The sequence below is a fragment of the Streptomyces sp. NBC_00162 genome (genome assembly GCF_024611995.1).
Classification (GTDB): domain Bacteria; phylum Actinomycetota; class Actinomycetes; order Streptomycetales; family Streptomycetaceae; genus Streptomyces.
This window is the reverse complement of the sequence record NZ_CP102509.1, coordinates 4,962,546-4,986,554: the sequence shown is the minus strand read 5'-3', so window position 1 is coordinate 4,986,554 and position 24,009 is coordinate 4,962,546. Positions and strand designations below refer to the sequence as shown.

Genomic DNA, 24,009 nt, shown 5'->3' with positions numbered 1-24,009 from the left:
CTGTCCGGGCCTAGAAGGTCAGGCCCCGGACCGCCAGATCCATCACTGCACACACGAACAGGGCAATCCCGATGAACCCGTTGACCGTGAAGAAGGCGCGGTTCAGACGGGACAGGTCGTGCGGCGTCACGATGGAGTGCTCGTAGAAGAACGCGCAGACCACGATCAGCAGGCCCGCCCAGAAGAACATCCCCGCGTCCGTGGCGAGGGCGTACCAGACCAGCAGGGCCGTGGTCACGACGTGCGCGCCGCGGGCCCCCCACAGGGCGGCCGGGACACCGAAGCGGGCCGGGACGGACTTGACGCCCTCCGCGCGGTCCGCGGCGACGTCCTGGGAGCCGAAGATCAGGTCGAAGCCGCCGATCCACACGCCCACCGCGAGGCCCAGGACCACCGCGTCCCACGACCACTCGCCGGTGACCGCCAGCCAGGCCCCGACCGGGCCGATCGCCTGGGCCAGGCCCAGGATGGCGTGCGGGAAGTTCGTGAACCTCTTGCCGTACGGGTACACCACCATCGGGATCACCGCGACGGGCGCCAGAGCCAGGCATAGCGGGTTCAGCAGCGCCGCCGAGCCGAGGAAGACGACGAGCGCGATCCCCGCCCCCGTCCAGGCCGAGCGGACCGAGACCGCGCCGGTGACCAGCTCGCGGCCGGCGGTGCGCGGGTTCCGCGCGTCGATCTCGCGGTCGATGATCCGGTTGGCGGCCATCGCGAAGGTCCGCAGGCCCACCATGCAGACGGTGACGAGCAGCAGCTTGCCCCAGTGCACGCTCCGGTCGAGCTGGAACATCGCGGTGAGCGCGGCGATGTAGGCGAAGGGCAGCGCGAAGACCGAGTGCTCGATCATCACGAGCCGCAGGAACGCCTTGATCTTGTTGGTGGCCTCGGGTGCGGGGCCGGGCCCGACCACTCCGTCGGCAGTGGTCATCATGCGAGGCTCCCGCGGAACTCTTCGAGGTCGGCCAGCAGCGTGGCCGTGGGGACCGGGTCCGTCTCCAGGATCAGGAAGGCCTCGGCGTCACCCTCGGGCGGGGTGATCCTGGCCGTGAAGGCGTAGTCCTCGCCGACCGGGCGGCCGTCGAGCCGAAGTACGGCGCCGGCCTCGACGGTGAACCGGCCGCCGGCGGCCAGGGCCGCCTGCAGCCGCTCGGCGAAGTCGTCCGCCTCGGAGTCGCGCAGGCCCGGCAGCTCGAAGCCGCCGCCCTCGCCGCCCTCGTCGTCGGCCCAGTCCAGCATCAGCGCCCAGATGTTGCCGGGCCCGGCGAACTCCTCCGGGGAGACGCCCGCCTCCTCGGCGGCCCGCCGGACGCCCGGGTCGGCCGGGTCGAGCTCCGGGCGCACGAGGGCCACGTACGTCTCGCCGCCGAGGAAGAGGGCGGGGCCGCCCATCGCGATCGGGCTCACAGCCCGTATTCCTTCCAGCGGCGGTCCACGAGCGCGGCGGTCGCCGGGTCGGACTCGACCATGTCGGGCCAGCCGCCGTCGCGGGTGTAGCCCTCCTCGGGGAGCTTCTTGGTGGCGTCGATGCCCGCCTTGCCGCCCCAGAACTGCTGGTACGAGGCGTGGTCCAGGTGGTCCACCGGCCCTTCGACGACCGTCAGGTCCCGGGAGTAGTCCGTGTTGCCGAGCGCCCGCCAGGACACCTCGTGCAGGTCGTGGACGTCGCAGTCGGCGTCCACCACGATGATCAGCTTGGTCAGCGACATCATGTGCGCGCCCCAGATGGCGTGCATGACCTTCTGCGCGTGCTTCGGGTACTTCTTGTCGATCGAGACGATCGCGCAGTTGTGGAACCCGCCCGACTCGGGCAGGTGGTAGTCCACGATGTCGGGCACGATGATCTTGAGGAGCGGGAGGAAGAAGCGTTCCGTCGCGCGGCCCAGCGGGCCGTCCTCGGTCGGCGGGCGGCCCACCACGATCGACTGGATCAGCGGGCGCTTGCGCATGGTCACGCAGTCGATCTTCAGCGCCGGGAACGGCTCCTGCGGGGTGTAGAAGCCGGTGTGGTCGCCGAAGGGGCCCTCCGGGAGCGTCTCCCCCGGCTCCAGCCAGCCCTCGATCACGACCTCCGCGTTGGCCGGGACCTGGAGCGGCACGGTCTTGCAGTCGACCATCTCGATGCGCTTGCCGGCGACGAAGCCGGCGAAGAGGTACTCGTCGATGTCGCCGGGCAGCGGCGCGGTGGACGCGTACGTCACCGCGGGCGGGCAGCCGAAGGCGATCGCGACCGGCAGCCGCTCACCGCGCTTGGCGGCCACCGCGTAGTGGTTGCGGCTGTCCTTGTGGATCTGCCAGTGCATGCCGATGGTGCGCTTGTCGTGGCGCTGGAGGCGGTAGAGGCCGAGGTTGCGCACGCCCGTCTCGGGGTGCTTGGTGTGGGTGAGGCCCAGGTTGAAGAAGGAGCCGCCGTCCTTGGGCCACGTGAAGAGGGCCGGGAGCTGGTCGAGGTCCACGTCGTCGCCGGTGAGGACGACCTCCTGGACGGGCGCGGCGTCGCCCTTCACCTTCTTCGGCGGCACGTGCACCATCGAGCCGAGCTTGCCGAAGGCCTCGCGGACCCCGATGAAGCCCTGCGGCAGCTCCGGCTTGAGCAGGCCGCCGATCTTCTCGCTGATCTCGCCGTACGACTTCAGGCCCAGCGCCTTCAGCAGGCGCCGGTCGGTGCCGAAGACGTTCATGGCCAGCGGCATCGCCGAGCCCTTGACGTTCTCGAAGAGGAGGGCCGGGCCCCCCGCCTTGTTCACTCTGTCGACGATCTCCCCCACCTCGAGATGGGGGTCGACTTCGGCCTTGATGCGCTTGAGGTCGCCCTCCCGCTCCAGAGCCCGGAGCAGCGAGCGGAGATCGTCGTAAGCCATAGGGCTCAGTATCCGTCACCAACTACCCTTGAAGGGTCACCGGGGCCCTTCGCGGGCCCGCCGTCACTGCCCGGGAGTCGGTCCCACACCGTGCTGCGCTATCTGCCGTTCCTGCTGATCCTCGCGCTGACCATCTACGCCTTCATCGACTGCCTGAACACGCCGGAGGAAGAGGTCAAGCACCTGCCCAAGGTGGTCTGGGTGATCATCATCCTGCTCTTCTCCATCGTCGGGCCGGTGGTGTGGCTGTTCGCGGGGAAGAAGCGGGCCGCGGCCGGCGGCGGCCGGGCGCGCCGGGCCCAGTGGGTCGCGCCCGACGACAACCCGGAGTTCCTGAAGTCCCTGCGCGACGAGCAGGAGAAGGACAAGGGCACGGGCACGGACTAGCCGCACGGACCAGCCGTTCGCCCGCGCGCGGCTCCTACGCCCTGGAGAGGGACGCGTAGTCCTCGCGCAGCGCGGCCCAGCGGGTGGCGGTCCAGGCGGCCCAGTTCGCCGGCCGTCCGCCCAGCGCGGATTCCAGCAGCTCGAAGTGCGCGTGCCAGCCGGCCAGGGAGTCCAGCCGCTCGCTCTCCGGTCCGCTCCGCTCGTTCACGAAGCGGATGACCGTCGAGTCGGTCCCCACCGGCTCCAGGTGGAAGCGGATCCGCTCGTGCCCGGTCACCGTGTACTCGACGACCCGCTCGACGTCCCAGGCCGTGACGCGGCCGGTGGCCACCGTCCCGATGTTTTGAAAAGGACCTGCCGGCCAGCGGAGCGTGACCGCCCCGCCGAGCCTGCGCTCCAGGACCTCCGCCTCGGCCAGCCAGCCGCGCAGGCCGTCGGGCGTGGTCAGGGCCGGCCAGAGCGCTTCGTAGGCGTACGGAAAGTGCAGCTCGAAGCGGATCCGCCAGCGGTCCTCGCCGCGGCCCTCGCTGGTGCCATGACTCACAGGAGGCATGACACCAGCGTCCCACTCCTGCCGGTCAGACGCCCGCGTACGAGTGCTTGCCGCTGAGCAGGATGTTCACGCCGTAGTAGTTCCAGATCCAGCAGGCGAAGGCGAAGAGCGCCAGGTAGGCGGCCTTGCGGCCCTTCCAGCCGGCGGTGGCGCGTGCGTGCAGGTAGCAGGCGTACGCCACCCAGGTCACGAAGGACCAGACCTCCTTGGGGTCCCAGCCCCAGTAGCGGCCCCAGGCGTCGCCCGCCCAGATCGCGCCCGCGATGATCGTGAAGGTCCACAGCGGGAAGACGGCCGCGTTGATGCGGTAGGAGAACTTGTCGAGCGAGGCCGCCGAGGGCAGCCGCTCCATGACGGACGAGTAGAACTTCCCCGCGGTCCTGCCCGCCGCGAGCCTGCCCTCGTAGGCGTCGCGGAAGAGGTAGAGCACCGCTCCGGCCGCGCCGATGTAGAAGACGGCGCCGCAGAAGATCGCGGTGGAGACGTGGATCCACAGCCAGTACGAGTGCAGGGCCGGGACCAGCTGGTCACTGTCGGTGTAGAGCCAGGTCACGGCGATGCCGAGGTCCAGCAGGACGGTGGTGACCAGGATCAGGCCGAGCCAGCGGACGTTCTTCTTCAGCGCGAGCAGCACCAGGTACGCGCCGACGGCCACCGTGGAGAAGGTGATCGAGAACTCGTACATGTTGCCCCAGGGGGCCCGCTGCACCGACATCGCGCGGGAGACGACGCCGGCCGCCTCGATGAGGAAGGCGAGCGCGGTCAGCGAGACCGCGATCCGCCCGTACAGGTCGCCCTGCGCGGTGCCGCCCGCGGCGCCCGGGCCGTCGGGCACGTCACGCGTGCCCGCGGCGGAGCGGGTGACGACCTTCGGCGCGTCGAGGACGGCCGTACTGCCCGCCTTGCCCCGGACCTTTACGGCGGGGGCGGCGGGCGCGGCGGCGCCCTTGGCCGGGGTCAGCGCGGCGGCCGTACGGGCCACCTTGCTGCGGCTGCCGAAGGTCCACTCGGCGATGTGCGCGAAGAAGGCGAGCATGTAGACCGCCATCGACGAATAGACCAGGTAATTGCTGATCTGAGCCAGGTTCTCGTTGGCTGCGGCAGCGAGCGGCGTCATCCGCGCTCTCCTTCGGGGGTTTCTTCGACAGGTTCGGCGGGCGTCGCGGTCGGCGCCTGCTCGTGCAGCGTGGCGGCGAGCTGCCCCAGCTCCTCGGGGAGCTTGGCGGACTCGCTGCGGCCGAGGCCCGCCATCTCGACGACGGTGACGCCGTCCTCGCCGGTCACCGCGCGGACCCAGATCCGGCGGCGCTGGATGAACAGCGATCCGGCCAGGCCCGCGATGGCGGCGATCGCGCCCGCGAGGGCGAGGCCGCTGCCCGGCTGGTGGGTGACGGAGAAGGTGGCCCAGCGCTCGATGCTCTCGAACTTCACGGTGCCCGCGCCGTCGGGCAGGTCCATCGACTCTCCGGGCAGCAGCATCTTGGCGAGCGGGTCGCCGTTCTCCTTCTTGAACTGCTGCATCTTGGACGTGTTCAGCTGGTACACGTTCTGCGGCAGGCCCGAGTCCACGCCGAGGCTGCCGTGGTAGGCGTTCAGGGCGATCACGGGGAAGTTCGCGTCGGGGAACTGGGAGAGCATCGTGCCCTTGCCCTTGCCCGCGAAGGTCGGCACGAACTGGGCGGAGAAGCCGAGCTGCTCCTTCTCGCCGTTCTTGTTCTTGTAGCCGTCGGTGACCTTGATGGCGCCGGCCGAGGTGAGGTTGGAGTCCTGCGGCAGCATCGGCACGGCGTCCCGGAAGACGACCTTGCCGGTGGCGTCGGTCACCGACATGACCGGCGCGTAGCCGTGGCCGAGCAGGTAGACCTTGGAGCCGTCGACCTCGAGAGGCTTGTTGACCTCGATCTCGGCCTTCCTGGGCTTGCCGTGGGCGCCCTCGCTGTAGGTGACGTACGCCTTGAAGTCGCGCGGGGTGCCCTTCTGCGGGCCGCTCTCCTCGAACGTGGCATCGAACTTGTCGAGGGTGAAGCTGAAGGGCGGCAGGTCGTCGGGATCGAACATGCTGCCCGACTTGAAGTCGTCGTACTGGGTGAGCGTGTTCGAGAAGCCGCCGCCGCGCAGGACGAGCTTGCCGCCCTCGGACATGAAGAGCTTGCCCCAGGCGAAGGCCACGAGCATCACGATGAGCGCGATGTGGAAGATCAGGTTCCCGGCCTCGCGGAGGTAGCCCTTCTCCGCCGCGACGTGGCCGTTGCCGGCCTCGATGCGGAAGCGGCGCCGGCCGAGCAGCGTCTTCGCGTACGCCAGGACCTCGTCCGGGGACTTCTCGGTGCGCCACGTGGTGTGCGCGGGGAGCCGGTCGAGGCGGCGGGGGGCGGCCGGCGGGCGGCCCCGGAGCTGGCCGACGAACTGCCAGGTGCGGGGCAGGATGCAACCGATGAGCGAGACGAAGAGCAGGATGTAGATCGCGGAGAACCAGAACGAGGTGTAGACGTCGAAGAGCTGGAGCTTCTCGGCGATGGTCACCCAGGACGGGTTGAGCTTCTTCCACTCGGCGACCTTCATCAGGTCGACGGAGTTCTGCGGGATGAGGGAGCCGGGGATCGCGCCGAGGGACAGCAGGAAGAGCAGGATCAACGCCACCCGCATGGAGGTGAGCTGCCGCCAGACCCAGCGGGCCCAGCCGATCACGCCGATGCCTACGGGACCACTGTCCTCGAGGGGGGCGGTGGAGAGCTGGGAACCGGCTGCGCCGAGCGCCGGTTCGGAGTCCTGCGACGCCTCGGTGGGCGTGTTGTCTGTCGTACTCATGTCCGTGTAGTCCTCAGATCCCCACCGTGAAGCCTTGGGTCCAGCTCCGCATGTCGCCGACGATGCTGTCCCACATTCCTGTGACGAGCAGCAGACCGGTCAGGATCAGCATGCCGCCGCCGATGCGCATCACCCACGCGTAGTGCTTCTTCACCCAGCCGAACGCACCCAGCGCCTTGCGGAAGGCGATCGCGGCGAGGATGAAGGGCAGGCCGAGGCCCAGGCAGTAGACCACGGTCAGCAGCGCCCCGCGGCCCGCGCTCGCCTGGTCGAGCGAGAGCGTGGTGACGGCGGCGAGGGTCGGGCCCATGCAGGGGGTCCAGCCGACACCGAAGAGCACCCCGAGCAGCGGGGCGCCGAGCAGGCCTGCCGTCGGCTTCTTGTGGAAGCGGAACTCCCGCATCGTCAGACCCGGGATCGCACCCATGAAGAAGAGGCCGAGGACGATCACCAGCCCGCCCAGGACCCGGGAGATGACCTCGTTGTTCTCCCGGAGGGTCTCGCCGAAGTAGCCGAAGAGCGCGCCGGTGGAGACGAAGACGGCGGTGAACCCGGCGATGAACAGGAGCGCGCCCGCCAGCATCCGTCCGCGCCGCGCCTCGGCGAGGTCGGCGCCGCTGACGCCGGTCACGTAGGAGAGGTAGCCGGGGACCAGCGGGAGCACGCAGGGCGAGAAGAAGGAGATCAGCCCGGCGAGGAGCGAGATGGGCAGGGCGAGCAGCAGGGCGCCGTTCAGGACGGTCTCGTTCACGCCGGTGACCTCGGCTGCGAGGACGTACTCGACCACGAGGTCACTGCTCCGCGAGGAGCGGGTCGATCATGGAGCGCAGTTGCGTTTCGCTGACCGCGATCAAAGTGCGGGCGGCGATCTTGCCCTCCTTGTCGAGGACGATCGTGGAGGGGATGGCCTGCGGGTTGAGCGTGCCCTTGGGGAAGCGCAGCATCAGCTTTCCGTCGGGGTCGTAGAGGCTCGGGTAGGTGATCCCGTAGCTCTCCTCGAAGGCGGTCGCGTTCTGCGTGCTGTTGTCGCGGGTGTTGATGCCGACGAAGGCGACGTCCTTGCCCGCGTCGGCGAGCTCCTTGGAGACCTTAGCGAAGCCCGGGGCCTCGGCCCGGCACGGCGGGCACCAGGAGCCCCACACGTTGAGGACGACGACCTTGCCCTTGAGCTCGGTGGTGTCGAGGGTCTTGCCGTCGACGGTCGCGCCGTCGAGCTTCGGGGCCGCGTCGCGCTCGCCCTTGGCGACGGTGGAGATGCCGCCCTTGCCCACGACGTAGTTTCCGCCGGCGCTGCCTGAGGACTTGCTGCCGCCGTCCGCATCGTCGCAGGACGTCAGGGTCATGACGCCCGCGACGGTCACCGCGGTCAGCAGGAGGGCGCCGCTGGTCGAGCGGCGGCGGGGGGCGCGGCTAAGGCTCATGTGAAAAGTTTCGCATGGGCGAAATGCGGATCTACCGCACCCCCCGAGGGGCCGTGAAGGTGCTGGTCAGGCGGCGGTGAGGTACGCGGCCCAGCCGACGCCGGGCGACTGGCCGGGGCCGAGGGCGCGGAGCTTGGCGAGCACCTTGGGGTCCTGGACGTCCAGCCAGTCGGTGAACTGCCGGAAGGATACGAGCCGTACATCCCTTTTGTCCGCCATGCCCTTGAGGGCTTCCTCGACGGCGTCCATGTAGATGCCGCCGTTCCATTCCTCGAAGTGGTTGCCGATGAAGAGCGGCGCGCGGTTGGTCTCGTAGGCCCGCCGGAAGCCGCCGAGGTAGGTGGCGGTGGCCTGGGTGCGCCAGCCCGGATAGTTGGCGGGGACGCCCTTGGTGGTGTTCTTCGACTGGTTGGCGAGGATGTTGTAGTCCATCGACAGCACCTCGAAGGAGTGCCCGGGGAAGGGCAGGGACTGCAGCGGCAGGTCCCACACGCCCGCCTTCTTCACCGGCCAGACCTGGAGGCCGCCGGGCGAGCTGGAGTCGTAGCGCCAGCCCAGCCTGTGGGCGGTCGGCAGCAGGTTGTCCTGGCCGAGCAGGCAGGGGGTGCGGGCGCCCGCCAGTTCGCGGCGGTAGTCGAAGGGCAGGGGTTCGAGGTCGGTGAAGCCGGTATTGGTGCGCCAGTTGGTGACGAAGGACACGGCCTGGTCGATCTCGCTCTGCCAGTCGTCCGCGGTCCACCTGCCGACCGAGCCTGAGCCGCCGCAGAAGTGGCCGTTGAAGTGGGTGCCTATCTCGTGCCCGTCGAGCCAGGCCTCGCGGACGTACTTCAGGGTGGAGCGGACGTTCTCGTCCTTGAGGTAGCCGATGTCCGAGGCCCCGACGGGGTTGTTCGGCGGCTGATAGAGGCTCTTCTTCGACTCGGGCAGGAGGTAGATGCCGGAGAGGAAGAAGGTCATGCCCGCGCCGTGGTCCTTGGCGAGCTTGAGGAAGCGCGGGAAGAGGCCGTTGCCGATCTCCCCCGCGCCGTCCCAGCTGAAGACAACGAACTGCGGCGGGGTCTCGCCCGGCTGGAGGGGCACGGGCTTGTCCGGCTGGTTGGGCTGTGGCCCGGTGTCGGCGGTGGAGCCGTCACCGATGGGCTTGGCCGGCGGCGGGCCGGATGCGGCGGGGCCCAGCGGGCCGGGCTTGCCCGGGCCGGATCCGCCGCCGCCGCACCCCGCGATGCCCGCGGCCGCGGCACCCAGTCCGAGCCCGAGCACTCCCCTTCGGCTGAAGTCGCGCATGTCACCGTCCCGTCGTCAGACCCAAAGGCTCATGTTCGTCATATAAACGGACAATTGGCCTGAGCTTGTGTGCTGACACGGTGATTCCCGCGCGTCTTGTATTTATTTAGGTAAAGCTGTAACAGATCGTCACAGAGTCTGGATCAACGAACTGTGGATCAACGAGCTGCGGATCAGGCGCCGAAGGCCTTGGACTTCCCCTTCACCGGCTTCGCTCCGGCCAGCAGATGCGCGGGCACCAGGTCCCGGGCCGGCTCGCTGTAGCCCACCGACACCAGCCGGTCGCCCTGGTACGTGAAGGACGTCATCGAGGCGAGCGTGCACTGGCGGCGCCGCGGGTCGTGCCACAGCCGGCGCTTCTCCGCGAAGCTGCGCACGATCCAGATCGGCAGCTGGTGGCTGACCGCCACCGCCTCGTGGCCGCGGGCCGCGTCGCGCGCGGCCTCCAGCGCGCTCATCATCCGGACCACCTGCTCGACGTACGGCTCGCCCCAGGAGGGCTTGAACGGGTTCGTCAGGTGCTTCCAGTTGCCGGGCTTGCGCAGCGCGCCGTCGCCGACGCCGAAGGTCTTGCCCTCGAAGACGTTCTCCGCCTCCAGCAGGCGCCGGTCCGTGGCCAGGTCCAGGCCGTGGCTCTTGGCGATCGGCGCCGCCGTCTCCTGCGCCCGCTCCAGCGGGGAGGACACCACGTAGGCGATGTCCCGGTTCTCCAGGTGCTCGGCGACCCGGTCCGCCATCTGCCGGCCCAGCTCGGACAGGTGGTAGCCCTCGCGGCGCCCGTACAGGACCCCGTCCGGGTTGTGCACCTCGCCGTGGCGCACCAGGTGGACGACGGTGATCTCGCTGCTGCTCATGCGGTGGCCTCCGCGGCGGCCCGGGCGGCGGCCGGCAGGGCGGCCGCGATGCGCTCGACCGCCCGCTCGTCGTGGGCGGTGGACACGAACCAGGACTCGAAGGCGGACGGCGGCAGGTAGACGCCCTGCGCCAGCATCGAGTGGAAGAAGCCGTTGAAGCGGAAGCTCTCCTGCTTCTTGGCGTCGTCGTAGTTGCGGACCTCGTCCTCGGTGAAGAAGACGGAGAACATGTTGGACGCGGTCTGCAGCCGGTGCGCCACGCCCTCCTTGGCGAGCGCCGCCGTGACCAGACCCTGGATCTCCTTCGAGACCGCGTCGACCTTCTCGTACGCGGCCGCGTCCAGCAGGCGCAGCTGCGCGAGGCCCGCGGCGGTGGCGATCGGGTTACCGGAGAGCGTGCCCGCCTGGTAGACCGGGCCGGCCGGGGCCAGGTGGCCCATGACGTCGGCGCGGCCGCCGAAGGCCGCGGCCGGGAAGCCGCCGCCCATGACCTTACCGAAGGTCATCAGGTCCGGCTTGACCCCGTCGACCCCGTACCAGCCGGCCCGGCTCGTACGGAAGCCCGTCATGACCTCGTCGGAGATGTACAGGGCGCCGTTCTCGCGGCAGAGGTCGGCGAGCCCCTGGTTGAAGCCCTCGGCCGGGGTCACGACGCCCATGTTCCCGGGCGCGGCCTCGGTGATCACGCAGGCGATCTCGCCGGGGTGCGCGGCGAAGGCCGCCCGGACCGCCTCGATGTCGTTGTAGGGGAGGACGATCGTGTCGCCCGCCTGTGCGCCCGTGACTCCGGGGGTGTCGGGCAGCGCGAAGGTCGCGAGCCCGGAACCGGCGGCGGCCAGCAGCGCGTCCACGTGGCCGTGGTAGCAGCCTGCGAACTTCACGATCTTGGCCCGGCCGGTGAAGCCGCGCGCCAGGCGGATCGCCGACATCGTGGCCTCCGTCCCGGAGGAGACGAGACGCACCTGCTCGACGGGTTCGATGCGCGCGACGATCTCCTCGGCGAGCGCGACCTCGCCCTCGCCGGGCGTGCCGAAGGAGGTGCCGCGGGCGACGGCCGCCTGGACGGCCTCGATCACCTCGGGGTGCGAGTGGCCCAGGATCATCGGACCCCACGAGCACACGAGGTCGACGTACTCTCGACCATCGGCATCGGTGAGGTACGGACCGGTGCCGGACACCATGAACCGGGGCGTACCACCCACGGCGCGGAAGGCCCGCACCGGAGAGTTCACGCCGCCGGGCGTCACGAGGGAGGCGCGCTCGAAGAGCGTCTGCGAAACTGGGGCTTCATACGGGTACGGGTAGCTCACACCAGCCATGGTCTCAGAGGCCGCGACAGACTTGCGGACGGGCGTTTCACCGCGCCGCCGCGGGGGAGGTCACTGCCATGATGATCAGGCTGCGTGGCGGGGGCCGCGGAGCCGGGGCAAGCAAGACCAGTCGGGTGGAGATATGCAACGCGGTGGTGGACCGGGCGAGGGTACGGACGGCCTCGATCCGCAGCGCGCCCGCGAAGCCCGCGAGGCCCGCCGCCGGGGCAAGCACCGCCGACGTGCCACCGAGGCGGCCGACGCGGTTCCCGGGCCGGCGGAGGCGCCCGACGGCCTGCCCAGGGGCCGCGGCATGGGTGTGACGTACAAGTACTTCGGCGCGCCCGACGGCGCGACGGCGGCCCGCGTCCCGGTCACGATGCGCCCGGAGGAGCTCGGCGGCGACGAGCTCGGCATGGGCGGCCTCTTCACCAAGATCAAGCCGGAGACGGTGGCCGCGATGGTCCTGACCGGCATCGAGGGCATACCCCTGCACAAGGTGCCCCCGCTGGAGCTGGTCGTCCTCCACCCCGACTACGCGGTGGTCAAGCTCCCCATGACGGTGGTGGACCCGCTGCGCGGCATCGGCGAGGAATCGGTGGGCGCGGCCGCGTTCATCTGGTCCACGGTCCCGGACCGCGGCGGCCCGCGCGACGCGTTCAACGTCTACCAGCTGCTCCACGAGTGGCAGGACTTCTCCCACCGCCTCCACGAGGCGGGCCACCAGCCGTACTGCCTGGTCTGGCCCTGACCCGCCCTTTCGCCAACACGGGCAGCCCTTTGCGGGGGCTGCCACGCCGCTCTCAGGAGCCGCCCGGCAGGCGGCCAGGACACATTGAGGGCACACGGCTGAGGAATGCGTCTGGGCTGTGCCCTGCACCTCGGCGCCGTCGACCGTGAAGGCCGCGTCGATCGCCGTGCGAGTGAGGGTCGGTAGCAGGACGGTGGGCGGTACGCCGAGCGCCGCTGCGATGACGACGAGGTCGTCGATGTCGCGGCGGCGCCCCGAGACGTTCGGTGCGGCTGACGGCGATGTTGGTCATCGGCCGACCGAGCCCGGTGCAGCGCGCGGCGAGCTGCCGCTGGGAGAGTCCGCGCCGGAGTCCGCACGGCGACGCCGGACTTGCCCCAACCCCCTTGTCCTGCAGGGCGATCGGCCTGTCACACAGCCATGATCAAATGGCGTGATGGCATGGGATGAATGGGACAGCGCGAAAGCGGACGTGACCGCCCAACGGCAAACCCAGATGCGACTCAACCAACTGCCGGGCGGCCCAGGGGGCAGCGGACAGGCCAACCTCGTCGTGAACCAGGACGACCTCGGCGGTGTCGGCCATGAGGCCTTCATGCTGCACAGCCAGTTGCAGAAGGAGGCTGACATCGCCGGCGCCGGCGCCGACAAGGAGGGGGCCGGCTCCACGATGCAGGCAGCAGCAGCCTTGAAGGGCAGCAACTTCGCCCTCGGGGATGAGCTGGAGACGACGGTGTCCGTATGGACCTCGCAGGTCAAGAGCGTCCTTCAGGCCTGTGCGCACATATCGAACCACCTGGACTACTCGAAGAAGGCACACGCCGAGAACGACGCCGCGATCGCCGCGTCACTCCGGAACCGGGACGGCTCGGCCGTGCCCGTTTCCCGCCTCACCGAGTACTTCAAGTAGGGAGGAGCGCATCATGAACTACACCGAGCTCATGGAAATCGACCTCGGCAAACTGGGGACGGCGGTCGCCGACTGGAAGCGCGTGGCCGGGGAGATGCAGCGGCTCGGCGGCGAGGCCCGCGACGGTATGAAAGCGAAGGCTGACAAGGCCGACTGGGAGGGCGTCAACGCGGGCGTGACCCGGGACTTCGTTGGCAAGACGGTGAAGGAGTTCGCGGACCTCCACGCGGAGGCGCAGAGCATCTTCAGTGTCCTCGATGACGCGCAGACCGAGCTGAAGAGCATCCAGCAGCAGGCCCGGAGCGTGACCGCCGAGGCCAAGGAGAAGGGCTTCAGCGTCACCGGACGCAAGGACGGAACCGTAGCGATCGCGGACGCCCTCATCTGCGAGGTGGATGGGCCTGGGCAGAGAAAACGCGACATGATGCAGTGGTACGCCGACACACTGGCCGGGATCGTGAGCCACGCCACCGAGGTGGACGCAGCTGCGGTACGGGCGCTGCGCGCGAGCCACGGGGGTGATCCGACCAACGCAGGCCACGCGTCGTACACGTCACTCGACCAGGACATGCTGCCCCGCGCCCTGAAACTCGCCGGTCTGGGAGAAGACGCCAATGACAAGCAGCGCGCGGAGCTGCGGCGGCTGTGGCAGTCCCTCAGTCCCGAGGCCCGGGCGCAGCTGTGGACGCAGCACAAGGACGAGCTGTTGGCGGCCGGCTTGTTGACCCCTTCGGTCAAGCGGGTGGCCGCTGACGACGGGGCGGGACCGTACGACGTCGATTCACCCGGCTTCGGGGACTACTGGAAAGAGTTCCAGGCCAACGGGATATCGAACAGCGGTGACTTCATCGGCAAGACGGATGCAGCCCGGCACATGGACCACTATCTGAACGGGACCGGCAAGTCCCTCGACCTCGATGTCGACAGGATGCTGAGCGACGAGGACGACACGGTCCTGCGTGACGTGTCGGCGGCGACGCGCGCCAAGCAGGAGGACGAGTGGCGCCGCCAGGCTCTGGACGCCTTCGCGCAGTCGGGCGGCAAGCCTGTCGTGATCCCCGTGGAGACCGCGGGCGAGGGTTACACCCACGACAAGGGCCCGGACGGCACAGCAAACTGGTACCTGGCCGTGGGCAGCGCCATGACGAATACCACGGGTGTCGTGACGGCTGTGCCGGGCCCGGACGGCAAACCGCAGGTCAGCATCGACTATCAGGTCAATGTGTGGGACCGGTACAACTGGGACCCCGGGAAGGCCACGCCCATCGGTCCGACCACGGTGACCGACGCCGATATGGCCCGAATGCACACGACGGGACAGGCCAGGGAATTCGACATGCGGGGGAGCAGTTCGGTGCAGCAGCACGACATGAGTTCGGGCGGCGCCTGGCCCGATCCGAAGGAACCGGGACGGGACGGCACACGTACCGACATCGGCCGGAACGGAGACGCCCGATGAGCTTGGAGCCGCGAAGCAGGTGGCGTCCGGCGCTGGTCGGCGGGGTGGCCATGCTCACCGGGCTGGTGGCCGGGTGCTCGGGGACGACGGGGAACGGTACCCCGGCGGCGGACCGCTCATCGGGGCAAGTGTCGCACTGGGTGGACGGGGCCACCGTGGAGTCGGTCGCCAAGACGCTGCATGTGCACTTGCCTGAGGCGGCAACCGAGGCGAAGGCGGCGCACTTGGAGGGGCTGCAGGACGACGGCCTGATCATGGCGTTCGTCCTCCCCACGGGCGAGGTGGACACGTTCGTCGCACAGCTGAAGCCGGAGCAACCGCTCAGCCTGCGGGAACAGCCACTCGCCCGCAACACCAACCCATCGACGCCGTTCTCGCACCTGGGGTTGCCGGAGCCCGATCTGCTGGCGAGGGTCCGAGAAGGTCAGGTGTGCGCGCCGTGCGAGGACAACCTCAACTGGCTGAAGGTCGCCGTGGCGCGGGTCGACGACCGCACCAGCCGGGTCTATCTCAGCGGCGTCGACTGAGCACCGACCGGTGAGCGCCTGTCACGCCAGGCGCCCGAATTGACCGACAGCGTCCGCGAGAACGGGTCGGGCCCCTGAGTGGTTTCCGGTTCCGAGGGGCACAACCAGGGCACATGGGGCATGGACATCGTGGCGACGCCACGGCGGTTCTGGCCTCCGGCCGGCAGGTGGGAGTTCCCACGCACTGACCGGAGCCCAGGAGGTAGTCGAAATCAGGCCATCTTTGTTGCTCAGCCAAGTATCGCCGAGAGGACCGGAGTTCGCCGCTCTGGGGCTACTGGGATGAGAACGCACGACCGAAGCACGGACGTCTGATCGATCATCCGGAGTACCGATTTCCGGACTCCAGGGCAAACGCGCCCTTTGCCCTGGCGCACGACCTGACCGACGATGTCTGTTCCGCTCGGGTCACCGGAGATCGCTCAGCACACCACTCACGTTGAGCACCTCGTGGCACTCCTGCGCCTGACGACCGGTGGCAGGGGTGCCCGGCTTCGCACAGGTCACCTGGACGGTCACAGTCTGGCTCTCGGTGATGCTGATGGGGGTGACCCAGTGGTAGTCCTGGTTGCGGAACGTCTCCAGCGCGATCGTCGTGATCTTGCGGTCACCGAAGCTGATGGTCACCACCCCTTCGTCGCCCTGGAAGTTGGCGACGACGATGTCCGTGATCCCGAACGTCTTGCCCGCCGGGACCGTGTAGGCGCCGGTCTTGGTCTCCCCGCCGCCGGTCTGCAGGTCGACGGTGGCCGAGCTCTGCTGCCCTCCGGCGCCCCCGCCGGATCCCGGTCCGGCCCCGCCTCCCGTACCGCCCGCGCCCGCCCCGCCCGCACCGGGCTGGGGGCTCTTGCCGCCGCCGGCCGGCCGGCCGGTGCCACCGGACTCCGGGGTCTGCCCGTTCACGTCCGCACTGGGCGTCGGCCTCTTCTGGACCACCTCGTCGGCGGCCTCCTTGGCCGTGCTGCGCACGGCCGGGCGCACCAGCATGAACCAGGCGAGCAGCAGCGCGAGCAGCGCGGCCAGTACCGCGAGCAGCCACGTCGGGAAGACCGGGATCTGGACGAACTCCACCTCCAGCGGGGCCCGGACGCCCGGCTCCGGCCGCTCCTTGCCGTCCCCGCCGTCACCGTCACCGTCGCCGGATTCGGCCACCTCGACGGTGAACGGCCAGGTCACCGGGGAGCCGAACCACACCGGCTTGCCGGTGCGGACCCGCAGCACCACCTCGGCGGACTCCCCCGGCTCCAGCTTCAGTGCCGGGGGGCGGAAGTCGAACTTCAGCTCCTCACCCGGCTGCGCGGGGGTGAAACCGAGCCGTACGGGGGCGTTGCCCTCGTTGCGCACGGCCAGTCGATAGCGCCCGCGCAGCCAGCCGCGGCGGCGTTTGGGAGCGCTCTCTGCGCGCAGTTCCCGGAACTCCTCGATGTGCACGGTGGTCTCGGGGACCCGCACGGACTCGGGGTGCTCGGTGGGCAGCACGCGCACGGCGAGCGGCACGTCACCCGCCCGTACCTGCGACGAACGCGGCGGGGCCAGGCGGATCGTCACCGTTTCCGAGGTGCCGGGGTAGAGGGAGACGCGCTCGGGTTCCACGGTGGTCCACGCAGCGCAGTCGCCGACGACCTCCAGGCGGTACGCCTCGACGATGTCGCTGTCGTTGCGGACGGTCAGGCTGGTGGATGCGGTGCCGCCAGGCGTCACCGTCACCGGCGAGATGTCGAGGCCGGGCGCGCCAGGGCTGGAAGAGGCTGCTGGGGATATCACGCCACGACGCTAGGGCGCCGCCGTCGCCACTTCCACGGGCGCGAGGGCAACGCTCCGGGCAGCCCCGATGCCCCCACGGGCTCCCCTCAACTCCTCGTTCCGACCCACCTGTTGATCATCCCTCCCTTCGCGAGTCCCGATCGCGCATCCCGACATACCCATCACGGAACAGGTACGACACATGCCCCAGCCTGACAACAACGGACCCGACTCCTCGTCCCGCGCCGGCCAACGGGTCACCGTGGCCGTGTACGCATCGGACCCGATCCTGCGCGTCGGGGTCGTCCACCAGCTGCGCCAGCGACCGGAGATCGATCTCGTCGACGACGCCGACGCCGACGACGCGCAGGTGTCGCTCGTGACCGTGGACAGCGTGGACGACGAGACGGCCGCTCTGCTGTACCGGCTGCGGCACAACTCCGGCACACGCACCGGGCTCGTGGTCGGCACGTTCGAATCCGGGGACGCGCTCCAGCGCGCCATCGAATGCGGGGTCACCGCGGTGCTGCGGCGCACCGAGGCGGACCAGGACCGGCTCCTGCGTCTGGTCCTGGCGATAGCGAACGGCGAGGGCGTGCTGCCCGGTGACCTGCTCGCCAAGCTCCTCGACCACGTCGGCAGCCTGCAGCGTTCGACGCTCGACCCGCGCGCCGTGTCCCTGTCCACCCTGACCCCGCGCGAGGCGGACATGCTGCGCCTGGTGTCGGAGGGCCTGGACACCGCGGAGATCGCGCGCAAGACCTCGTACTCCGAACGGACCGTCAAGAACGTGCTGCACGAGGTCATCACGCGGCTGCAACTGCGCAACCGCACGCACGCGGTCGGCTACGCCCTGCGCAACGGGCTGATCTGACCGCGCGGCGCGGCCCGGCAGCCTCCCGGCCGGGCGGGCCGCCGCCCCCGTCACTGCCCGAAAGCGCACCGGGTGCTTCCCCCGGGTCCGGCCGCGCGGCCCTGCCGGTCCGCACGTGCGGGGCCGCAGGGTGGCGGGGTCATACGTAGATGCTGCACCGGACGGTGAGGTGGACCCTGATGGGCACGGGTGGATCCGGCGGTCGGCAACCCCGCTGGGGGAGAGTCGGCGCGTCGCTGCTGCTGCTGATCCCCTTGCTCGCGGTGACGGCGGCGAGCGGCCCCGGCGACGCCGAGGCACGCACCCTCGCGGCCGACGCCGGTGACAGCCGGGTCGCGTTCGCCGGTACGCGCCACCGCAGTCTGGGCCGGGTGGCGACCGGCACGTCCAGCAACCCGCTGTTCGGCGGGGGCCCGGTCCACCAGGACCTCCAGCCCGCCGCACTGGGCGACCAGTTGGTCTTCGCCAGCCGCCGCGACGAGAAGACCCCGCAGGTCTACCTGCGGTCCGCGGACGGCTCGGTGCGACGCCTGACCAGCGGCCTGGACGTGGCGAACCCCCGGCTGACCCCGGACGGCCGGGCGGTCGTCTTCGACTCGCCCCAGTCCGGCGGGTCCGGTGGCACCCAGCGCGACCTGTGGCGGGTGCGCACCGACGGCACCGGCCTCACCCGGCTGACCGACACTCCCGCGAACGAGGAACACCCCACGGTCTCCCCGGACGGCGGACGTCTGGCGTACTCCAGCGACGAGGACCGGGCTGCCGGACGGCAGGTCTACGTACGACCCCTGCGGGGCGGCGCCGCCACCCGCGTCACCGACCCCGGCAACGGCACGGCCACCGAGCCGGTGTGGAACCCGGTGGACGACGCGGCGAACCGGGACGTCATCGCCTACACCGCCACCGGGACCTCCGGGCCCCGCCTGCGGTGGACGAACGGCCGCACGGACGGGCAGCTGCTGGCCGGTGCCCAGGCGAACTGGCGTACCCACGGGGCAGCGTGGCTGCCCGACGGGAACGGTGTGCTCTTCCTCAGCCCGGACCGCACCTGTGACTGCGAGGGCGACTGGGACCACGTCTTCCGGGTGCCCGCGCACTCGGCGGACACGCCGCAGCTCGTACTCAGCGAGGACCGCGAGGTCGGCTCGCCCACCTGGCTCGGGCCCCTCAAGGGCGGCGGCGCCGTCGTTGAGCGGACCTCGGCGGCCGGACCGCACGTGGTGACCCTGCAGGACGCCCGGATGGACGGCTCCGACCCCCGAGACCTCAACCTGACCCTCCTCAAGGAGGACCCGGCGGCCGACACCAACACCGACCCGGCCAAGGACCCGCTGTTCCAGCCCGCCCCCGGCTTCGACCCGTGGACCGAGCGGCAGAACTACACGCCCGACGGGCGCCGGATCGTACTGACCCGATTCGAGGACACGCGCGACGGCCGCATCGAACGGATCTGGATGGCGGACGCCGACGGCACCAACGAGGCGGCCCTGCCGCTCGCCGGCCGCGGCCCCAAGGACTGGGACACCGACCCGACGTTCTCCCCCGACGGCAAGTCCCTCGCCTTCACCCGGACCTCGCCCGGCGGCGTCGGCGGCGCCGCCGGCCCCTCGCGCATCCTGATCGCGGACGCCGCCACCGGCGCGATCCGGGGCGAGATCACCCCGCCCGCGGGCCAGCCCCGGGGCGGCGACGCCCAGCCCACGTGGTCCTCCGACGGCACGACACTGGCCTTCACCCGCAACCTCGTGATCAACGGCGGTGGCGGCAACAAGCACATCTGGACCGTGCCCGTGGACCGCCTGGACCGGCAGCGCGACCTGAGCGCCGCCATCTGTCCCGGAGCCTGCGAAGTCATCGACGACAGCCCGGCGTTCTCACCGGACGGCGCCACCATCGCCTTCAACCGCAAGAACGGCGCCGGCCGCGTCGACGAGCGCAGCGGCATCCTGCTCGCCTCCGCGGCGGGCGGCGCATGCCGGGTCCTGCTCCCCGACGCCGCCCGCGACGTGCCGGGGGCCTGCGGCCGGGAACTGCCCGAACCCACGGCCAAGGGACCGTTCCAGCCCCGCGACGCCGCCTGGACCGCCGACGGCAAGAGCCTGGTGCTCAGCGCCCGCGGCTCCCGGGCCCCCAACAGCCCGGAGAAGCTGAAGCTGGTGGACGTGGCCTCCGGCGCCCACAACCTGCTCGTCACCGGCCAGCCGGGCCGCCAGAAGGAACCCAGCGTGCAGCAGTCCGTGGACCTTGCGGTCCAGGCTCCGGACAAGGCCGCGCCGCTCACCGTCGGCGGCTCCGCCACCGTCCGCGTCGAGGTCGTCAACCACGGCCCGGCGGCCTCACCCGGTACCCGGCTGACCGTCGCGCCCCCGGCCGGCGTGAGCGTCACGGCGCTCACCGCACCCGGCGCCACCTGTGACACGGCGGCGCTGACCTGCGCCCTGGGCGTGGTGCCGCCCGGCACCACCGTCCCGGTGACCGTCACCCTCACCGGCGTCACCCCCGGCGACCAGCCGGTGGAGTGGTCGGTCACCGGCACCGTCCTCGACCCCCGCCCCAGCGACAACGCCGACCGCACCGTGGTGCCGGTGCGCGAGGCACCCGTGCCCCCGACGCCGAAGCCCACCCCGACACCGGGCCCGCCGACCCCGACCCCGACGCCCACGCCGCAGCCGGAGCCGCCCGCACCCCCGGCCGGCCCCGGGGTGCGCGTCACGGCGCAGCCCAACCCCGGCTACGTGGGCGGCCGCGTCGTCGTCACCTACACCGTCCGCAACGGCCGCAACGCCCTGGCCACCGGCCTGCGGCTGCGCATCGGCCTCCCCGAGGGCGTGCCCCACGACGGGCCGCCGCCGGGCTGCGACCAGAGCTGGGTGTGCGCGCTGCCGGACCTGGCACCGGGCGCCCGGACCGTGCTCCAGGTCGTCCTCAACCCCGACAAGGCGCTCACCGGCCGGGTGACCGGCAACCTCACCACGACCGGCACCGACGCCGATCTCGGCGACAACACCGCCGAGCAGCAGCTGCGCATCCTCCAGCCGCGCATCGTCGCGGTTCCGCCGATCGGCAAGCCCGGCTTCGTCACCTCCGTACGGGGCGAGGACTTCCCGCCCGGCGCGCCGGTGCGGTTCACGTGGAAGCCGGGCATCACGGCAGCGGCGGCACCGACCTTGCCGCGGCGCGACGGCACGTTCATCGGCCAGCTGCTGATCCTCGCCAAGGACCAGACCGGCCCCCGTGTCATCATCGCGAGCGGCCCCGGATTCTCCCCGGTGCAGACCGAGTTCCTCGTGGTCAGCGGCACGGTGCAGCCGCCCGACGAGCTGACCCGCCGGTGATCCACGAGGTCGACGAGGGGCTGCGCCGGCTGCTGGCGGAGTCCGGTCTGGAGGCGTCGGGCGTCGAGGTGGTGTTCGACGCGCCGACGCGTGACTGGGCGGCGCGCCGCAGCGCGCCCACGGTCTGCGTGTTCCTGTACGACATCCGCGAGGACCACACCCGGCGCGGCAGCGGCGCGGGCGAGGTGTACGACGAGGACGGGTTCGTCGTCGCGCGCCGCACCCCGCCCCGCTGGTTCGAGCTGACGTACCTGGTCACCGCGTGGGCGAGCAGACCACAGGACGAGCACCGGCTGCTCTCGCAGGTGCTGGCCTGCCTCGTGTCCACCGACACGCTGCCCCCGCGCCTGCTGGGTGGCACGCTCGCCGAACTCGGCCTGCTGGTGGACGTGGACGCGGGGGGCACCGGGATGGACGCACCGGCCGCCTCCGACGTGTGGTCGGCGCTGGGCGGCGAGCTGAAGCCGTCGCTGGGGCTGCGTGTGAAGGCACCGCTGGCCGGCATCAGCAGGGGCACGGCCCCGCCGGTCACCGAGGGGCTCGTCGTACGCTCCGTGCCGCAGGCCGAACCGGACGAGACCGAGAACGCGCGGCGCCTGCGCTACGTCGAACTGAGCGAGCCGGGACGGGAAGGCTTCGGCGGCTCCCGCGAGCGGCCGAAGGCTCCCGCGCGCCGCCGGCGAGGAGAACGGCAGCCGTGACGCGGACCATCCAGCCCACGCCCGTACCCCCGGCCCCGGACCCGGACCCGGCCGACACGGCCCCGTACCTGTGGACCCGGCTCCAGATCGTCGAGGAGCGGGTGCGGCAGGCCGTGGCGCTGCGGCGCGCCGTCGATCCCGACCCGGACGACCCCTACCGGGGCCAGTACCTCGCCCCCGCGGCGGCCGCCCGCATCCTGGACGCACCGCACGACGCCGCCCTGCCCCCGCTCGGACCGGCCGGCCCCCCGCCCGGCTCGCCGCTCGAGGTCCTCGCCACGCGCTTCGCGCTGGCGCCGCTCGACCTGGACCTGCTCCTGGTCGCCCTGGCGCCGGACCTGGACGCCCGCTTCGAACGGCTCTACGGCTACCTCAACGACGACCTGACCCGCCGTCGGCCCACCGTCGGCCTCGCCCTCGAACTGTGCGGCCGCACCGGGGCGGCGGCCGCGCGGTTCCGGCTCTCCCCCGCCGCACCGCTCGTCGCGGGCGGTCTGCTGGAGGTCACGGAGCCCGAACGGCCGCCCCTGTCACGGGTGCTGGCCGTCCCGGACCGGGTCACCGCCCACCTGCTCGGCGACACCTCGCCCGACCCGCGGCTGGCCGGCGTGCTCGGCGAGGCCGCCGACGACCCGGCCGTCGACCCGGCCGAACTGCACCGGGCCGTCGCCGCGGCCGGCAGCGGCACCGGCCATGTCCACCTGCGGGGCAGCGGCGATCCCGTGGGCCTGGCCGCCGCCGCGCTGCGCGCGTGCGGGCTGAGCCCCCTGGCCCTGGACGCCGCGGCACTGGCCCACCACACCCGTAACGTGCCCGAGCTGGCCCGCGCCGCCGCCCGCGAGGCCCGCCTGACGGGCGCCGGTGTGCTGCTCGGGCCGGTGGAGGAACTGCCCGACAAGCCCGACGAGCGGGCCCGCGTACTGCGCACGCTGTGCACGGTGCTGCGCGGCATCCCCCTGTTCACGTACGGAGCGGGCGGCTGGGAACCCGCCTGGGCGGCCGACACCCCCGTCACCCTGACGGTGGCGGCCCCCTCCCCCGACCGGCACGTCGTGCGCTGGCGGCACGCGCTGGAGCGGGCCGCCGGGGAGCACGGCGCGGCAGGGGAGGCCGACGCGCTCGCCCGGTCCGTGTCCGCGCACCGCCTCGACGCCGGGCAGCTGCGGCGCGCCGCCGACACCGCGGTGCGCACGGCCGCACTCGACGGCCGCCCGGTCTCCCCCGACGACCTGCGGACCGCCGTACGGGCCCAGAACGGCGCGGGCCTCGCCCGCCTCGCCCGCCGGGTGGAGCCCGCGGTCGGCTGGGACGACCTGGTGCTGCCCGCCCCCACCCACCGCCGGCTGCGTGAACTCGCGGTGCGCGCCCGCCACCGCGACCAGGTGCTCGGGCAGTGGGGCATGCGGCCCGGCGGCGGGCGCGGGCGCGGGGTGATCGCGCTGTTCGCGGGTTCCTCCGGCACCGGAAAGACCATGTCCGCCGAGGTGGTGGCGGCCGACCTGGGCATGGACCTGTACGTGGTGGACCTGTCCACCGTCGTGGACAAGTACGTCGGCGAGACCGAGAAGAACCTGGAGCGGATCTTCACCGAGGCGTCGGCCGTCGACGCGGTGCTGCTGTTCGACGAGGCCGACGCGATCTTCGGCAAGCGCTCGGAGGTGAAGGACTCCCACGACAAGCACGCCAACATGGAGTCGGCCTACCTGCTCCAGCGGATGGAGTCCTTCGACGGCATCGCCATCCTGACCACCAACCTGCGGGCCAACCTCGACGAGGCGTTCACCCGCCGCCTGGACGTGGTCGCGGACTTCCCGGTACCCGACGCCACCCAGCGCCTGGCCCTGTGGGAGCGGTGCCTGGGCGACCGGCTGCCCCGGGCCGGCGACCTCGATCTCGCTTTCTGCGCAGACCGGTTCGAACTGGCCGGAGGCTCGATCCGGGCCTGCGCGGTGACCGCCGCCTACTTCGCGGCCGCATCGGGTGAGCCGCTGACCATGCCCCAGGTGGTGACGGCGGTCGCCCAGGAGTACCGCAAGCTCGGCCGGCTGCTCCTGGAGGGCGAGTTCGGGCCGTACGTGGACCAGGTCACGCACGTGTGAGCAGCGCGGCGGACCGGCCGGGCGTGCTGCCTGGCCGGTCCGGCGGGGCCGACCAGGAGGGCAGCGCACTTGCCCCCGGCCAGGTCCGATTGCCCCTGCCGCCGGTGACGCCCGCCGGAAAGGCTGTGGACA

The 24,009-nt window shown here is 71.4% G+C and carries 21 protein-coding genes; 9 read left to right on the top strand and 12 right to left on the bottom strand.

All coding sequences use genetic code 11. The annotated features are described in order from the left end of the window. Positions 1 to 10: 10 nt before the first annotated feature. The 3 genes from mqnP to JIW86_RS23275 are packed head-to-tail and all read right to left on the bottom strand — an operon-like array spanning position 11 to position 2,861. On the bottom strand, positions 11 to 931 hold the full coding sequence (mqnP, locus tag JIW86_RS23285) for a menaquinone biosynthesis prenyltransferase MqnP (RefSeq protein WP_257559401.1): 921 nt from the start codon (positions 929 to 931) through the stop codon (positions 11 to 13). Continuing rightward, the gene (locus JIW86_RS23280; protein WP_257555776.1) at positions 931 to 1,407 is read right to left on the bottom strand and encodes a hypothetical protein; all 477 of its coding nucleotides are present in this window, start codon (positions 1,405 to 1,407) and stop codon (positions 931 to 933) included. Before JIW86_RS23280 ends, mqnP begins: the two co-directional genes overlap by 1 nt. Then, on the bottom strand, positions 1,404 to 2,861 hold the full coding sequence (locus JIW86_RS23275) for a menaquinone biosynthesis decarboxylase (protein ID WP_215146557.1): 1,458 nt from the start codon (positions 2,859 to 2,861) through the stop codon (positions 1,404 to 1,406). The genes JIW86_RS23280 and JIW86_RS23275 overlap by 4 nt, the downstream gene beginning before the upstream one ends. Positions 2,862 to 2,951: 90 nt before the next feature. On the opposite strand from JIW86_RS23275, the gene JIW86_RS23270 reads away from it, so the two are divergent. Next, entirely contained in the window at positions 2,952 to 3,248 is a 297-nt protein-coding gene (locus tag JIW86_RS23270) for a PLD nuclease N-terminal domain-containing protein (protein WP_257555775.1), read from the top strand. Positions 3,249 to 3,282: 34 nt separating this feature from the next. Here JIW86_RS23270 and JIW86_RS23265 read toward each other — a convergent pair whose 3' ends face one another. The 8 genes from JIW86_RS23265 to hemL all read right to left on the bottom strand — a co-directional run bounded on the left by JIW86_RS23265 (position 3,283) and on the right by hemL (position 11,487). Continuing rightward, the gene (locus JIW86_RS23265) at positions 3,283 to 3,801 is read right to left on the bottom strand and encodes an SRPBCC domain-containing protein (protein WP_257555774.1); all 519 of its coding nucleotides are present in this window, start codon (positions 3,799 to 3,801) and stop codon (positions 3,283 to 3,285) included. 25 nt (positions 3,802 to 3,826) lie between these two features. Beyond that, a complete protein-coding gene (gene ccsB / locus JIW86_RS23260) occupies positions 3,827 to 4,918 on the bottom strand; it encodes a c-type cytochrome biogenesis protein CcsB (RefSeq protein WP_257555773.1) in 1,092 nt (363 codons plus the stop codon). Beyond that, complete coding sequence (gene resB, locus JIW86_RS23255; protein ID WP_257555772.1) at positions 4,915 to 6,609, bottom strand: cytochrome c biogenesis protein ResB; 1,695 nt, start codon at positions 6,607 to 6,609, stop codon at positions 4,915 to 4,917. The genes ccsB and resB overlap by 4 nt, the downstream gene beginning before the upstream one ends. A 13-nt stretch (positions 6,610 to 6,622) precedes the next feature. Then, entirely contained in the window at positions 6,623 to 7,396 is a 774-nt protein-coding gene (locus tag JIW86_RS23250) for a cytochrome c biogenesis CcdA family protein (protein ID WP_257555771.1), read from the bottom strand. 4 nt (positions 7,397 to 7,400) lie between these two features. Continuing rightward, positions 7,401 to 8,030 carry a TlpA family protein disulfide reductase gene (locus JIW86_RS23245; RefSeq protein WP_257555770.1) on the bottom strand — a complete coding sequence of 210 codons (630 nt, stop codon included), beginning with the start codon at positions 8,028 to 8,030 and terminating at the stop codon, positions 7,401 to 7,403. Positions 8,031 to 8,096: 66 nt separating this feature from the next. Continuing rightward, positions 8,097 to 9,314: a hypothetical protein gene (locus JIW86_RS23240; RefSeq protein WP_257555769.1), complete on the bottom strand. Its 1,218-nt coding sequence runs from the start codon at positions 9,312 to 9,314 to the stop codon at positions 8,097 to 8,099. 173 nt (positions 9,315 to 9,487) lie between these two features. Continuing rightward, a complete protein-coding gene (locus tag JIW86_RS23235) occupies positions 9,488 to 10,168 on the bottom strand; it encodes a histidine phosphatase family protein (protein WP_215146549.1) in 681 nt (226 codons plus the stop codon). Continuing rightward, positions 10,165 to 11,487 carry a glutamate-1-semialdehyde 2,1-aminomutase gene (gene hemL, locus JIW86_RS23230; RefSeq protein ID WP_215146548.1) on the bottom strand — a complete coding sequence of 441 codons (1,323 nt, stop codon included), beginning with the start codon at positions 11,485 to 11,487 and terminating at the stop codon, positions 10,165 to 10,167. Before hemL ends, JIW86_RS23235 begins: the two co-directional genes overlap by 4 nt. 304 nt (positions 11,488 to 11,791) lie before the next feature. On the opposite strand from hemL, the gene JIW86_RS23225 reads away from it, so the two are divergent. From JIW86_RS23225 to JIW86_RS23210, 4 genes are all read left to right on the top strand, one after another. Continuing rightward, entirely contained in the window at positions 11,792 to 12,229 is a 438-nt protein-coding gene (locus JIW86_RS23225) for a hypothetical protein (protein WP_030161262.1), read from the top strand. A 436-nt stretch (positions 12,230 to 12,665) separates the two neighbouring features. Continuing rightward, positions 12,666 to 13,139, top strand: coding sequence for a hypothetical protein (locus tag JIW86_RS23220; RefSeq protein WP_257555768.1), 474 nt, complete (start codon positions 12,666 to 12,668; stop codon positions 13,137 to 13,139). 13 nt (positions 13,140 to 13,152) lie between these two features. Further along, the gene (locus JIW86_RS23215) at positions 13,153 to 14,598 is read left to right on the top strand and encodes a hypothetical protein (protein ID WP_257555766.1); all 1,446 of its coding nucleotides are present in this window, start codon (positions 13,153 to 13,155) and stop codon (positions 14,596 to 14,598) included. Continuing rightward, complete coding sequence (locus JIW86_RS23210) at positions 14,595 to 15,125, top strand: hypothetical protein (protein WP_257555765.1); 531 nt, start codon at positions 14,595 to 14,597, stop codon at positions 15,123 to 15,125. Before JIW86_RS23215 ends, JIW86_RS23210 begins: the two co-directional genes overlap by 4 nt. 408 nt (positions 15,126 to 15,533) lie before the next feature. Here the strand turns inward: JIW86_RS23210 and JIW86_RS23205 are convergent, their stop codons facing one another. After that, positions 15,534 to 16,889 (bottom strand): hydrolytic protein, encoded by a 1,356-nt coding sequence (locus tag JIW86_RS23205; protein ID WP_257555764.1) that lies wholly within the window; start codon positions 16,887 to 16,889, stop codon positions 15,534 to 15,536. A gap of 181 nt (positions 16,890 to 17,070) precedes the next feature. Here JIW86_RS23205 and JIW86_RS23200 point away from each other — a divergent pair, with 181 nt between their 5' ends. From JIW86_RS23200 to JIW86_RS23185, 4 genes are all read left to right on the top strand, one after another. Further along, the gene (locus JIW86_RS23200; protein ID WP_215146546.1) at positions 17,071 to 17,742 is read left to right on the top strand and encodes a helix-turn-helix transcriptional regulator; all 672 of its coding nucleotides are present in this window, start codon (positions 17,071 to 17,073) and stop codon (positions 17,740 to 17,742) included. 179 nt (positions 17,743 to 17,921) lie between these two features. Further along, a complete protein-coding gene (locus JIW86_RS23195; RefSeq protein ID WP_257555763.1) occupies positions 17,922 to 21,077 on the top strand; it encodes a hypothetical protein in 3,156 nt (1,051 codons plus the stop codon). Further along, positions 21,074 to 21,778, top strand: a complete 705-nt coding sequence (locus tag JIW86_RS23190; RefSeq protein ID WP_257555762.1) for a DUF4255 domain-containing protein — start codon at positions 21,074 to 21,076, stop codon at positions 21,776 to 21,778. Before JIW86_RS23195 ends, JIW86_RS23190 begins: the two co-directional genes overlap by 4 nt. After that, a complete protein-coding gene (locus JIW86_RS23185) occupies positions 21,775 to 23,877 on the top strand; it encodes an ATP-binding protein (protein ID WP_416237586.1) in 2,103 nt (700 codons plus the stop codon). Before JIW86_RS23190 ends, JIW86_RS23185 begins: the two co-directional genes overlap by 4 nt. The last annotated feature ends 132 nt before the right edge of the window (positions 23,878 to 24,009 follow it).

Excerpts from the sequence above, each read along its gene's own strand:
- mqnP (WP_257559401.1), bottom strand. The coding sequence starts at position 931 with ATGACCACTGCCGACGGAGTGGTCGGGCCCGGCCCCGCACCCGAGGCC.
- JIW86_RS23275 (WP_215146557.1), bottom strand. The coding sequence starts at position 2,861 with ATGGCTTACGACGATCTCCGCTCGCTGCTCCGGGCTCTGGAGCGGGAG.
- JIW86_RS23265 (WP_257555774.1), bottom strand. The coding sequence starts at position 3,801 with ATGCCTCCTGTGAGTCATGGCACCAGCGAGGGCCGCGGCGAGGACCGC.
- ccsB (WP_257555773.1), bottom strand. The coding sequence starts at position 4,918 with ATGACGCCGCTCGCTGCCGCAGCCAACGAGAACCTGGCTCAGATCAGC.
- resB (WP_257555772.1), bottom strand. The coding sequence starts at position 6,609 with ATGAGTACGACAGACAACACGCCCACCGAGGCGTCGCAGGACTCCGAA.
- JIW86_RS23245 (WP_257555770.1), bottom strand. The coding sequence starts at position 8,030 with ATGAGCCTTAGCCGCGCCCCCCGCCGCCGCTCGACCAGCGGCGCCCTC.
- JIW86_RS23240 (WP_257555769.1), bottom strand. The coding sequence starts at position 9,314 with ATGCGCGACTTCAGCCGAAGGGGAGTGCTCGGGCTCGGACTGGGTGCC.
- JIW86_RS23235 (WP_215146549.1), bottom strand. The coding sequence starts at position 10,168 with ATGAGCAGCAGCGAGATCACCGTCGTCCACCTGGTGCGCCACGGCGAG.
- hemL (WP_215146548.1), bottom strand. The coding sequence starts at position 11,487 with ATGGCTGGTGTGAGCTACCCGTACCCGTATGAAGCCCCAGTTTCGCAG.
- JIW86_RS23225 (WP_030161262.1), top strand. The coding sequence starts at position 11,792 with ATGGGTGTGACGTACAAGTACTTCGGCGCGCCCGACGGCGCGACGGCG.
- JIW86_RS23220 (WP_257555768.1), top strand. The coding sequence starts at position 12,666 with ATGGCATGGGATGAATGGGACAGCGCGAAAGCGGACGTGACCGCCCAA.
- JIW86_RS23215 (WP_257555766.1), top strand. The coding sequence starts at position 13,153 with ATGAACTACACCGAGCTCATGGAAATCGACCTCGGCAAACTGGGGACG.
- JIW86_RS23210 (WP_257555765.1), top strand. The coding sequence starts at position 14,595 with ATGAGCTTGGAGCCGCGAAGCAGGTGGCGTCCGGCGCTGGTCGGCGGG.
- JIW86_RS23200 (WP_215146546.1), top strand. The coding sequence starts at position 17,071 with ATGCCCCAGCCTGACAACAACGGACCCGACTCCTCGTCCCGCGCCGGC.
- JIW86_RS23195 (WP_257555763.1), top strand. The coding sequence starts at position 17,922 with ATGGGCACGGGTGGATCCGGCGGTCGGCAACCCCGCTGGGGGAGAGTC.